The sequence below is a fragment of the Nocardiopsis deserti genome (assembly GCF_008638355.1).
GTDB lineage: Bacteria > Actinomycetota > Actinomycetes > Streptosporangiales > Streptosporangiaceae > Nocardiopsis > Nocardiopsis alborubida.
Genome location: NZ_VWVS01000013.1, coordinates 106,049 through 118,263, shown reverse-complemented (window position 1 = coordinate 118,263; position 12,215 = coordinate 106,049). Strand labels below are relative to the sequence as shown.

The window sequence follows — 12,215 nt, the reverse complement described above, 5'->3', positions numbered from 1 at the left end:
GCCGCTACCAGCCGCGCTCGCGCCACTCCCCCAGGTACGGGCGCTCGGCGCCCAGGGTGGTGTCGCTTCCGTGCCCGGGATAGACCCAGGTGTCGTCGGCCAGCACCCCGAACAGGCGCTCCTCCACGTCCGCGAACAGGACGCGGAAGTCGTCGTCGGACCAGGTGCGGCCGACGCCTCCAGGAAAGAGGGAGTCACCCGTGAACAGGTGGGTGTGGCCCTCGGGGTCGTCGTAGCGCAGGGCGATCGACCCGGGGGTGTGCCCGCGCAGGTGGATGACGGTGAGGTGGCACTCCCCGACCGGGACGCGCGCCCCGTGCACGACGGGTTCGTCCACGGAGACCGGGAGCTCGTCGCCGTCGTCGGGGTGGGCGACCGTGCGGGCCCCGGTCTGGCCCACGATCTCGGCGAGGGCCTGCCAGTGGTCCTGGTGGCGGTGGGTGGTGACCACCCGCGTCAGGCCCTCCTCACCGATCAGCTCCAGGATGCGGTCGGGCTCCGCCGCCGCGTCGATGAGGACGGCCTCGCCCGTGGCCTGGCAGCGCAGCAGGTAGGCGTTGTTGTCCATGGGGCCGACGGCCAGTTTGGTGATGGTCAGGTGCGGTAGTCGTCGCAGGTCGGCGGGACCGCCGACCCTGGTATCTCCGGAGTAGCTCACCCGACCATTGTGGCCCGCGCCCGGGAGCGGACGCACCCGGGTGTCACGGGTGTGCGGCCGCGACGCGCCCGGACGGGGCGCGCCGTGGCCGGGATCACCTGGCCCAGCGGGGCGCGCGCTTGTCGAAGAAGGCGGCACGGCCCTCGGCGGCGTCCTCTCCGGCGAAGAACTCGGCGGACAACTCTCCCATCCGGGCGAAGGCCCCGGCGCGCCGGTCCGGGGCCGCCAGCGCGCCCGAACCCAGTTCGCCCAGGAGCTCCTTGGTGCGCGACAGCGCGCGTGGCGCCGAGCCCCGCAGTCCTTCCAGGATCGCGTCCACGGCGTGCGGCATGTCGCGGTCGGGGACGGCCTGGGTGAGGAGGCCGGCCTTGGCGGCGGCGGAGGCGTCGAACAGCTCGCCGGTGAGGAAGTAGCGGCTGAGCTGGCGCGAGTGCATCCGTGCGGACACCGGGACGGAGATGATGGCGGGGACCACGCCGATGCGCACCTCGGTGAAGGCGAACGTGGCGCTCTTGGGTGCCAGGGCGATGTCGGCGGCGGCCACCAGCCCGATGCCCCCGGCGCGGGCGGCGCCGTTGAGCACGGCGACCACCGGTTTGGGGGCGCCCATGATCTGCTCGAAGATCTCGGGGAGCTCGGGCGCCGGTTCGACCGGGACGCCCCGGAGGGCCGCGCCGACCTCCTTCAGGTCGGCTCCCGCGCAGAACACCGGGCCGGTGGCGGTGAGCACGACGGCGCGCACCTCGTCGTCGGCCACCGCCTCGGTCAGGGCCGCGGACAGCTGCGCGCGCAGGCGCGCGGACAGGGCGTTGCGGTTGCGGGGGGAGTCGAGGGTGACCGTGGCGATGGAGCGCTCGACGGCCAGGCGTACCAGGGGCGTGTCGTCCGGGGGGGTCGGGGACGGGTGCTGCGTCATCGCAGGCGGGCCTTTCTCAGGGTCCATACTCGCGGATGCGGGAGAGGGGGAACGCGCGCGTGCCTGTCGCGGCGCGCGTACGCGCCCGGCTCGTGGCCGGACGCGTCTCGCTCTGTGGCGTCGTGCACGAATGCCGGTCCCACCCTAGACAACCGGATCGTCAGGACACCACGTCTGTTCACACCCTGCTTGTTAAGTCCCGCTCACGGGTGGCCGCGCGTGTGACGCGGGGGCGCGCCCCCGGCCCGTCCCCCGCCCCGGCCGCCCGGCGCCCGCGCCGCGGCGGACCCCGGCGCCGGTCGGCCCGACCCCTCCCGGAGGAAACGGTCGAGGCCCCTTCGCGGTCCCGGTGCCCTCAGGGCCGGGTGGTCGCCTCGGACAGGGCGTCGGCGAAGTGCATCATGGCCGACACCGCCCCGGCGCCGTCCGCGGCCTCGCTGACCCTCAGGGTGAGGGGCTCGGCGGTGATCGCGCCGGTGTACCCGTGGTCGAGCTCGCACTCCTCGTCGGCGCAGGCGGCCGGTTCGAGGTCGATGTGGGCGATCGCACCCCAGTTCACGGACAGGTTGACGCTCAGCACCAGCTCGCTGGGCATGCTGCCCGGCGTGTACTGGGCGGGGTTGGGCACCACGCGGGTCAGGGCGACCGACTGGATGTTGCCCAACTGGATGCTGTCGGTGGTGGTGGAGGCGTGCGAGGTGCCGCCGGGTTCGGTGGGCGGGTGCTCGTCGGTGTGGCACACCACGAGGCGGGTCGCGGTCAGCAGCATCACCGTGATGTGCCGCCGCATCTCCATGGCCGGGTCGAAGGTCGCCTCGTGGTGCACGATGAACGCCTCGGCGCCCTCGTTGCCAAGGGCGGTGGCGACGGCGTCGATCACGAGCGCGGGGTAGTACCCGCTGCGTTCGATCTCCGTCCGCCAGTCCGTGGACACGGCGCGTGTTTTCCTCATACTCCTATCCTGCCCCTTTCCCGTGACACTTCGCGACCGGGACGTGAAACGGGATGCCCATCCCATGATCAGAACGTCACCCCGCGCAGTCGCCGGGGCCCGGCGTCGGGCCGCACGTCGGGGGCCTCGCGCAACCAGATGCGCGCGCCCAGCACGTGGGCGCCGGTGGCGTTGACCAGGACCGGGTCCAGGTCGACGTAGCCGATCTCGGGGAAGGCCTCCACCAGGCGCGAGACCCGGACGAGGAGTTCCTCCAAGGCCTCCACGTTGGGCTGCTCGGCGAGCGAGGTCGCACCGGCGGGCAGCCCGAACAACAGCGGGGCGGCCCGCACCGCGTGGATGAGGTCGGCGGCGTCCATGTCGGTGAGCGGCGCCAGCCGGAACGCCCGGTCGTCGAGCAGTTCGGCGGTCACGTCCGCCAGCCCGAAGGAGACCACCGACCCGAAGGACTGGTTGTCGCCCGCCCGGATGACCGTGGGCACCCCGGGGGCCACCATGCGCTGCACGACCAGCGAGGCCTCGTCACCGAAGCGGTCGTGCAGGGCCGCGAAGGCGCTGCGCACGTCGTCGGGGGTGCGCAGGTCGGCGCGGACGAACGTGCCGCCCGCGCGCAGGCGCAGGTCCGGGGAGTCGGCCTTGACCACCGCCGGGTAGCCCAGCTGGCCCGCGGCCACCACGGCCCCCTCCTCCGAGGTCACCGGGATGTCGGGGTAGGCGGAGATGCCGTAGCAGGCCAGCAGGTCGCGGGCGTCCTCGCCGGAGATCGCCTTCTCCTCGTCGTAGCGGCGCTCGCCGCCGAACCAGGCGACCTCCTCGGCCGAGGGCGTGGCGTTCTTGAGCGCGCGGACGATGGTGGCGCGGGCCCGGGCCCCGTCGATGTCGGGCAGCTCGGGGTGGCGTCCGGGCCTGCGGTCGCGCCACTGGGCGTAGCGGGTGGCGTAGGCCAGGGCGCGCACGGCGTCCTCGGGCGAGGGGTAGGAGGGCACCGAGCCGCGCAGGGTCTGGCCCTGCTCGCCGACGCGGCGCAGCTCCTCCGGGACTCCCTGGCGGGCCAGGTAGGTGGTGACGACGGGCTTGGTCGAGTCCAGGGAGCGGGCCCGCAGCACGCGGGCGACGTCGTCGGAGATGGGGTGCAGCGCGGGGACGAACACGACCACGACCGAGTGCACGTCCTCGGCGGCCAGGGCCGCCTCCAGGGCGCGGTCGAAGTCCTCCGCGGTGGCCTGGGGGCCGAGGTTGACCGGGTCGTGCGGCTTGAGCCCCTGGCGGACGGCCGCGTCCTTGACCAGCAGCTCCAGGGAGTCGGAGTTGCCGATGATGCCCACGCGGGGCCCCTGGGGCAGGGGTTGGTAGGCGAACACCTGGGCGGCGTCGAACATCTGCGTGATGTCGTCCACCCGCACCACCCCGGCCTGCTGGAACAGCGAGGTGACCGCGTAGTCGGGCAGGGAGAGCCCGCCCGCGGCGTGGCCGGTGGGCGTGGTCCGCGCCGAGCCTCCGCTGCGCACCGCCACGACCGGCTTCTGCTTGGCCAGGCGCCGGGCCAGGCGGGTGAACTTGCGCGGGTTGCCCAGCGACTCCAGGTACTGGAGCACCACCTCCGTGGCCGGGTCCTCCTGCCAGTACTGCATGAGGTCGTTGCCGGACACGTCGGCCCGGTTGCCCGCCGAGACGAAGGTGGACAGGCCCATGCCGCGCTCGGCCACGCGCTGGAGGATGGCCCTGCCCAGGGCGCCGGACTGGGAGAAGAACCCGATCGTGCCCGCGGGCGGCAGGTCCGGGGACAGGGTGGCGTTGAGCGAGATCTCGGGGTCGGTGTTGGCGATGCCCAGGCAGTTGGGGCCGACCACGCGCATCCCGGCCGCGCGGGCGGTGCGCACCAGCTCGTCCTGGCGGGCGCGGCCCTCGGGTCCGGTCTCGCCGAATCCGGAGCTGACCACGACCAGGCCGTGCACGCCCTTCTCGGCGCACTGCTCGACCACGTCGACGACCATGTCGGCGCGCACCGCCACGACGGCGAGGTCGACCTGGTCGGGGATGTCCAGGACCGAGGGGTAGGCGCGCACGCCCACGACCGCCTTGGCCTCGGGGTGGACCGGGTAGACCGGTCCCTGGAACTCCCCGCCCAGGAGGTTGCGCAGGGCGGTCTGGCCGATGGTGTGCGCGGTGCGACTGGCGCCGATGACCGCGACCGAGTTCGGGAAGAGCAGGCGGGCGATGGAGCGCGACTCGGCGCGCTGTTCGCGGGCCCGCATGACCTCGGTGGAGTCGTCGGTGGGCTGGAGGTCCAGGGTGAGGCGGATGACGCCCTCGTCGAAGGTCTGCTGGGCGGTGTACCCGGCCTCGCGGAAGACGTTGATCATGCGCCGGTTCTCGGGCAGCACGTCGGCGATGAAGCGGCGCATGCCGCGCTCACGCGCGGCCGCACCGATGTGCTCCAGCATGACCGAGGCCAGGCCGCGGCCCTGGTGGGCGTCCTCCACGACGAAGGCGACCTCCGCCTCCTCCGGCGCCACCTTGTCGTAGCGCACCACGGAGACGAGGGAGTCGGAGATGGTGGCGACCAGCGCCACGCGGTCCTCGTAGTCGACCGTGGTGAAGCGTTTGACGTCGCGGTCGGAGAGCTTGGGGTAGGGCGCGAAGAACCGGTAGTAGATGGTCTCCGGGGAGAGGCGGGCGTGGAACTCGCGGAGCAGGTCAGCGTCTTCGGGGGTGATGGGGCGCAGGTGCGCGGTGCCTCCGTCGGTCAGGACGACGTCGGCTTCCCAGTGGTTCGGGTAGGACTGCACGACTGCGAGACTAGACGACAAACGGCCGAATCCGGGGAAAGTCCGTGCGGGCGGCGCGAAAACCCCGCCCGGAACCGCGCACGGTGTGTCCCCTCACTCCCGAAGTCGCGGGCCGGGGCCAGCGTCCCCGGCCGCGGACCGGATCGGCCGTCCAGTAGGCGATCGCGGCTCCGCGGGATGTCCGGAGGCGGTGTGGCCGGGGTGCTGTCACTTCGTTACACGCCGCTGACGGTTGACCTGTTAACGTCGTGCGAGCACGGATTCTGATAACCCTCGGTGGTGGCTGGCGAAATGACACGAGTGGTCGTGATCGGTGACCTGATGACCGACGCCGTCGCGCGCGCGTTCCACCCGTTGGCCCGCGGCAGCGACACTCCGGCGTCCGTGATCATGTACGGCGGCGGGTCGGGGGCGAACATCGCCTCGTGGCTGGCCGTGGAGGGCACCGACACCACGTTCGTCGGCCGCCGCGGCTCCGACATCACCGGGCGCACCCGTGAGATGGAACTCATGGGATACGGCCTGGACTCGCGGATGGTGATGGACCCGGAGCGGCCCACCGGCACCTGCGTGGTGATGATCACACACCGGGGCGACCGGACGATGCTGAGCGACCCGGGCGCCAACGCCCGCCTGCAACCCGAGGACCTGCCCCGCGACGTGTTCGGCCCCGACGGGCACCTGCACGTGTCGGGGTACACGCTCATCAACGACGACTCCCGGCGCGCCGCCCGGGTGGCGCTGCGGATGGCCCGCGAGAGCGGGATGTCGATCTCGGTGGACGGCGGTTCGCACGCGCCGCTGGAGCGCGCGGGCGCGGAGAACTTCCTGGACTGGACGCAGGGCGCGCGCCTGCTGTTCGCCAACGTCGACCAGGCCCGGGTGCTGACCGGCCGGGACGAGCCCGAGGCCGCCGCCAAGGTGCTGACCGCGTGGTACCCCAACGTGGTGCTCAAACTCGGTGAGCAGGGCGGCCTGTGGGCGTCCAAGACCCGCGACGACTGCGTGACGGCGCCGGCCGAGCCGGTGGACCCGTCCCCGGGCTCGGTGGGCGCCGGTGACGCCTTCATCGCCGGGTTCCTGCCCGCGTGGCTGCTCGGCCGCCACCCCAAGGAGGCGCTGGGCCGGGCGCACCGCCTGGCGGCGCGCGCCCTGCACCAGCCGGGCGCCCGCCCGGACCTGGGCGAGGGCCAGCCGGTGCGCCGCGGCGCACCGCGCGGCCAGCGCATCCGCTGAGTCCCAGCGACCAAGGCTTCGGGAGCCCGCCCGCACGGCCAGCGCGTCCGCTGAACCCCTGCCGCCCGGGGCCGAAGAGCCAAGGCCCCGGGAACCCGCCCGCGCGGACCAAGCCACCCGCTGCCAGCGGCCCGCACCTTCGAAAGCCCTACGGTGCAGGGACCCGGCGCCCGTGGTCGACGCGTCCGCCCGCGGCGGGCCACCCCCGTGGGGCTCCCGCCGCAGCCGCGGCCAGGCCGTCGCTCACCCCCCTGCGGTGGCCAGGGTGAGCGGCAGCACCTGGGGCGCCCCGGCTCTGCGGAGCAGGGCGGCGCCCACCGTAAGGCTCCAGCCGGTGTCGGTGACGTCGTCGACCAGCAGCACCGGTCCGGGGGTGTGCTCCTGCAGCCGTGCCATCCGCTCGGTGAGCTCCTCCCCCGCCACGAGGGCTGCGTGGACCTGTTCCAGCCGCATGGCGCTGTTGTGCCTGCGCGGCCCGGTGCCCCGCTCGGTGCGGTACTCCAGTGCCCCCACGGGCGTCAGCCGCCCGAGCCGGGACAGCCGCTCGGCCAGGTCGGTGATCATCCCGGGGCGGGTGAGCGAGGGCATCGCCACCACGCCGACGGGGCGCCGTTCCCAGTTCCAGTCGGCCAGGACGCGCACCACGCCCTGGAGCACGCGCTCGTCCACGGGAGCGTCGGGGGCGTCGGGGGCCAGGACGCGGCGCAACTCGTTGCCCCAGCCGATGTCGGTGATGCGGCCCAGGGCGCGCCCCTCCCCCGCCCGCAGCTCCCCGGGGATCTTGCCGGACAGGTCCACGCCCAGGGTGGCCATCCCGGTCGGCCACTGGCGCCGGGGCGCGATGGGCGTGCCGGGCCGGTCCAGGTGCTCGGCCGCGGCCTCGCGCCGGGTGGAGTCGACGTCCGCGGGCCAGTACTCGCCCGTGCACACGTCGCAGCGTCCGCAGGGGACGGCCTGGGGGTCGTCCAGCTGGCGGCGCAGGAACTCCATCCGGCAGGTGTCCAGGTCGAGGTAGTCGAGCATGGCGCGCTGCTCGCGCTCGCGCGCCCGGCTGACGGCCGCGTAGCGCTCGGCGTCGTAGGTCCACGGCTGGCCGGTGGCCTCCCAGCCGCCCCGCACCCGACGGACCGCCCCGTCCACGTCCAGCACCTTGAGCATCTGCTCCAGGCGGGTGCGGCGCAGGTCCACCCGGGTCTCCATGTGCGCGACGGACAGCGGCCCGCCCGCCTCGGAGAGCACGTCCAGGGTCTGGCGCACGGTCTGCTCGGGCGGGAAGGACAGTCCGGCGAAGTACTCCCAGATGCGGGTGTCCTCGCGGCCGGGCAGCAGGACCGCCTCGGCCCGCTGCACGCCGCGCCCGGCGCGGCCGACCTGCTGGTAGTAGGAGATCGGGGACTGCGGGGCGCCCAGGTGGACGACGAAGCCCAGGTCGGGCTTGTCGAAGCCCATGCCCAGCGCGCTGGTGGCGACCAGCGCCTTGACCCGGTTGGCGAGCAGGTCGTCCTCGGCCTCGCGACGCTCGTCGGGATCGGTCTGGCCGGTGTAGGCACGCACCTCCATGCCCTGCTGGGCGAGGAAGCGGGCGGTCTCCTGGGCGGCGCTGACGGTGAGCGCGTAGACGATGCCCGAGCCCTGGATCTTGGGCAGGTGCTCGGCCAGCCAGCTGAGCCGGGCGGTGGGGTCGGGCAGCCTGACGACGGCCAGGCGCAGGCTCTCGCGCTCCAGGGACCCGCGCAGGACCAGGGTGTCGCCGTGCTCACCGCCCGCCTGGAGCTGCTCGGCCACGTCGCGGGTGACGCGCTCGTTGGCGGTGGCGGTGGTGGCCAGCACCGGGACGCCCTCGGGCAGGTCGTGCAGCAGGGAACGGATGCGCCGGTAGTCGGGGCGGAAGTCGTGCCCCCAGTCGGAGACGCAGTGGGCCTCGTCGATGACGACCAGGCCCGCCCCCGCGGCCAGCTCGGGCAGAACCCGGTCGCGGAACTCGGGGTTGTTGAGGCGCTCGGGGCTGACCAGCAGAACGTCGACCAGGCCCGCGGCCACGTCGGCGTAGGCGTTCTCCCAGTCGGTGGTGTTGGAGCTGTTGATGGTGCGCGCGCGGATGCCCGCGCGCTCGGCCGCGGCGATCTGGTTGCGCATCAGCGCCAGCAGCGGGGAGACGATGACGGTGGGGCCCGCCCCCTCGGCGCGCCGCAGGGCGGTGGCCACGAAGTACACCGCCGACTTGCCCCAGCCGGTGCGCTGGACGACGAGGGCTCTGCGGTGCTCGACGGCCAGGGCGTGGATGGCGGTCCACTGGTCCTCGCGCAGCCGGGCGGAGTCCCCGGCCAGGGCGCGCAGGTGCGCCTCGGCGCGCTCGCGCAGCGCGCCGTCGGACGCGGCGGTGGGAACGGTGCTGTCAGGGGTGGGTGTGGCCATACGTCCCTTGGTACCAGAGCCGGGGGACGGTCGAGCGGTTGTCCACAGGCCCGGTCGCGCGCGACGGGGACCCAGCCCGTGTGCCGCCCCGCCCCGCCCGGCGCCGGTGCGCCCCGGAGGGACACGCGGCCCACCTGGGACGGAGTCCCCCGCCATCCTCACGGGCACCCCCGGTAACAGAAAGGATACTTTCCACTTTCCTGGCATTGCGCTCCTCCGACCGGGACTGAACACTCATTTACCAAGGCTCAGGCCTGGGAGCGCTCCCGCCGCAGAGGGCGGACGCTCTCCCGCGGAAGCGAGCGAAAGGCGCAGTATGCGGCACCCTTGGAGTCGACCGTCCCCCCACCATCCCCCCAACGGACCGACGACCGCACGGCGCGCGCGGTCCCCCCGCATGGGCGTCCTGGCCGCCGCCACGGCCCTGGTCTGCGCCGCGGGCGCGGCCTCCGCCCCTCCGGCCGCCATGGCCGCCGAGGTCCCCGTCGGCTCCGGCGGCTACAGCGACACCCTCCCCGCCGGAGCCCCCGGACCCTCCGACCTGAACGGCGCCCCGGTCGACCCCAAGGTGACCGACGACTTCGAGGGCCACGCCCCCACCAACGAGTGGTGGTCGTCGCTGATCTTCCAGCGCTACCCCGACAGCCCCCACGGTGAGAACCTCTTCGCCCACCCCGCCAGCTTCCACCCCCACGAGGGCGGGCTGGAGATGGGCTACCCGCAGGACCCCCAGCTCGTCGCCGACGGCCTCAAGTACGAGCACCCCCACACCGCGGACCTGTCCCTGGGGGTCCAGGGGCTGTCCTCCCCCGACACCCGGGTCGCCGACCACGGCGACTGGACCGTCACCGCGCACTGGGAGGGCTCCGGCCGGACCCTGCGCGTGACCATCGGCCAGGGCCTGCCCTTCGCCTACGCCGACACCGCGGGCGGCGACGCCCAGGTGACCTTCTCCGGCACCCCCGAGGTCTGGCACCAGGACGGCTCCGTGGTCGGCGCCAGCGTGGGCGGCCGCCACTACGCGCTGTTCGCCCCCTCCGACGCCCCCTGGACGCGCTCGGGCGACACCTTCACCGCCCCGACCGGCGCCGAGGGCCACTACTCCGTGGCGGTCCTGCCCTCCCCCGAGGACCTGGACGCCTTCGCCCCCTACGCCCACTCCTTCGTCACCGACTCCCGCGTGGAGTACGACTACGACGAGGCCGCCGCCACCCTGACCAGCACCTACCGGGTGGAGACCGAGCCGCGCGAGGGGAGCGGGGAGGGCACGCTCATGGCCCTCTACCCGCACCACTGGCAGGAGGCCGCCACCCCCGTCACCGACCTGTCCTACTCCTCCCCCCGGGGCGAGATGCGCGTGGCGGAGGGCGCGAGCTTCACCACCGAGCTGGCCGCCCAGGGCATCCTGCCCAGCCTGCCGACCGTGGACAGCGCCGACCACGACCGCATGCGCCAGCTCATCGACGAGGTCCTGACCGAACAGGAGCACTTCCCCGAGCCCGGCGACACCTACTGGGACGGCAAGGCGCTGGGCAGGCTGGCCCAGCTGGTGCCCATCGCCGACTCCATCGGCTACACCGAGGGCCGCGACGCGCTGCTGGACCTGGTCAGGGACCGCCTGGAGGACTGGTTCACGGCCGGGGGGACCCGCCAGTTCGCCTACGAGGCCGACTGGGGCACCATGCTCGGCTACCCGGACAGCTTCGGCTCCGCCACCGAGGTCAACGACCACGACTTCCACTACGGCTACTTCGTCTCCGCGGCGGCCGTCGTCGCCCGCTACGACAGCGCCTGGGCCGCCGAGGACGCCTGGGGCGGCATGGTACGCCTGCTGATCCGCGACGTGGCCGAGACCGACCCCAACAGCGACATGTTCCCGCGTCTGCGCTCCTTCTCGCCCTACGCGGGGCACGGATGGGCCTCCGGGCACGCGGGGTTCGCCGCCGGGAACAACCAGGAGTCCTCCTCCGAGGGCATGCACTTCGCCGCCGCCACCGCGCTGTTCGGCGCCCTGACCGGCGACGAGGAACTGCGCGACCTGGGCGTGTACCTGCACACCACGCAGGCCTCCGCCATCACCCGCTACTGGCAGAACCACGGCGGCGACACCTTCCCCGAGGGGTTCGAGCACGACGTCGTCGGCATGGTGTGGGGCGACGGCGGCGACTACCGCATCTGGTGGGACGGCGGCGACGAGGAGCACTACGGCATCAACTACCTGCCCATCACGGCGAGCTCGCTGTACCTGGGACACGACCCCGGGCACGCCGGAGCGATGTACGAGTCGCTGGTGGACCGGCTGGGCCGCGAGCCGCAGATCTGGCGCGACATCCACTGGGAGCACCGCGCCCTCTCCGACGGCGACGACGCCCTGCGCATGTTCGAGGAGCAGTGGAGCACCTACGAGCCGGAGGCGGGCGAGTCCAAGCCGCACACCTACCAGTGGGTCTCGACGCTCGCCGAGGTCGGCACCGTGGACACCTCCGTCACCGCCGACACCGCGCACTACGCCGTCTTCACCGACGGCGGGGAGCGCACCCACGTCGCCTTCAACCCCTCCGGTTCCCCGCTGACCGTCACCTTCTCCGACGGCGTCGAGCTGGAGGTGGAGCCGCGCTCGCTGGCCTCCACCACGGGCGAGGGCGGCGGCGGTGACCCCGGAGACCCGGGCGACCCCGGCGATCCGGGAGATCCGGGCGACCCGGGTGAGGGCAATGTCGGCGACGGCGGCCTGCACCTGACGCCCTCCGCGCTCTCGGACACCCCGCACGGCTCCGCCGACGAGATCACCGTGGCCTCCGCAGGGGGACGCAACCAGGACGGCCTGCCACCGGGCGACCGCGTGGTGCTGCGCGCCGACGACCTGACCGGCACCCACACCGGCGGCGCCACCGCGTTCTCGCTGCCCGTGGACTCGGGGGACGCTGTCGGCAACGCGGTCCAGGTCCGCGTGGTCTACGACCTGGACGGCGACGGCATCGACGACCGCACGGAGACCTACCGCTACTTCGCCACCAACGACCTGAACGGCTGGGAGGAGTACACGCAGGGCCAGGGCTCGGCGAGCGCCGACGGCTCCCTCGGCGACCTGGAGGGCGGCTCCGTCCGAGTCGAGCTGTGGAGCGCACTGGGCAACGCCTCCTCGCGGGTCCTGGTCGGCCCCGACGGCGGGGCCTCGGTCACGATCCCCTTCACCGACTGACGGAACCGGCCCCCGGCGCCCCTCCCGGGCGTCGGGGGTGCCGGCCG

At 73.6% G+C, this 12,215-nt stretch carries 7 protein-coding genes; 2 read left to right on the top strand and 5 right to left on the bottom strand.

What is annotated here, in order from left to right; translation table 11 throughout:
• Positions 1-4: 4 nt before the first annotated feature.
• The 4 genes from FYW99_RS17345 to FYW99_RS17330 form a co-directional block, all read right to left on the bottom strand.
• Positions 5-658: an MBL fold metallo-hydrolase gene (locus FYW99_RS17345; protein ID WP_150253069.1), complete on the bottom strand. Its 654-nt coding sequence runs from the start codon at positions 656-658 to the stop codon at positions 5-7.
• Between the two features lie 94 nt (positions 659-752).
• Entirely contained in the window at positions 753-1,574 is an 822-nt protein-coding gene (locus FYW99_RS17340; protein WP_150253068.1) for an enoyl-CoA hydratase-related protein, read from the bottom strand.
• A 355-nt stretch (positions 1,575-1,929) separates the two neighbouring features.
• Positions 1,930-2,508 carry a DUF5998 family protein gene (locus FYW99_RS17335; RefSeq protein WP_017565276.1) on the bottom strand — a complete coding sequence of 193 codons (579 nt, stop codon included), beginning with the start codon at positions 2,506-2,508 and terminating at the stop codon, positions 1,930-1,932.
• An 86-nt stretch (positions 2,509-2,594) separates the two neighbouring features.
• On the bottom strand, positions 2,595-5,315 hold the full coding sequence (locus tag FYW99_RS17330; RefSeq protein WP_150253067.1) for a bifunctional acetate--CoA ligase family protein/GNAT family N-acetyltransferase: 2,721 nt from the start codon (positions 5,313-5,315) through the stop codon (positions 2,595-2,597).
• A 300-nt stretch (positions 5,316-5,615) separates the two neighbouring features.
• On the opposite strand from FYW99_RS17330, the gene FYW99_RS17325 reads away from it, so the two are divergent.
• Complete coding sequence (locus FYW99_RS17325; RefSeq protein WP_150253268.1) at positions 5,616-6,551, top strand: carbohydrate kinase family protein; 936 nt, start codon at positions 5,616-5,618, stop codon at positions 6,549-6,551.
• Positions 6,552-6,794: 243 nt separating this feature from the next.
• On the opposite strand, the gene FYW99_RS17320 is transcribed toward FYW99_RS17325, so the two are convergent.
• A complete protein-coding gene (locus FYW99_RS17320) occupies positions 6,795-8,966 on the bottom strand; it encodes a RecQ family ATP-dependent DNA helicase (RefSeq protein ID WP_150253066.1) in 2,172 nt (723 codons plus the stop codon).
• A 397-nt stretch (positions 8,967-9,363) separates the two neighbouring features.
• Here FYW99_RS17320 and FYW99_RS17315 point away from each other — a divergent pair, with 397 nt between their 5' ends.
• Positions 9,364-12,168, top strand: a complete 2,805-nt coding sequence (locus tag FYW99_RS17315; RefSeq protein ID WP_150253065.1) for a glycosyl hydrolase — start codon at positions 9,364-9,366, stop codon at positions 12,166-12,168.
• Positions 12,169-12,215 lie beyond the last annotated feature (47 nt).

What these genes read in the sequence shown, in the direction of transcription:
- FYW99_RS17340 (WP_150253068.1), bottom strand. Translation starts at nt 1,574, where the DNA reads ATGACGCAGCACCCGTCCCCGACCCCCCCGGACGACACGCCCCTGGTA.
- FYW99_RS17320 (WP_150253066.1), bottom strand. Translation starts at nt 8,966, where the DNA reads ATGGCCACACCCACCCCTGACAGCACCGTTCCCACCGCCGCGTCCGAC.
- FYW99_RS17315 (WP_150253065.1), top strand. Translation starts at nt 9,364, where the DNA reads ATGGGCGTCCTGGCCGCCGCCACGGCCCTGGTCTGCGCCGCGGGCGCG.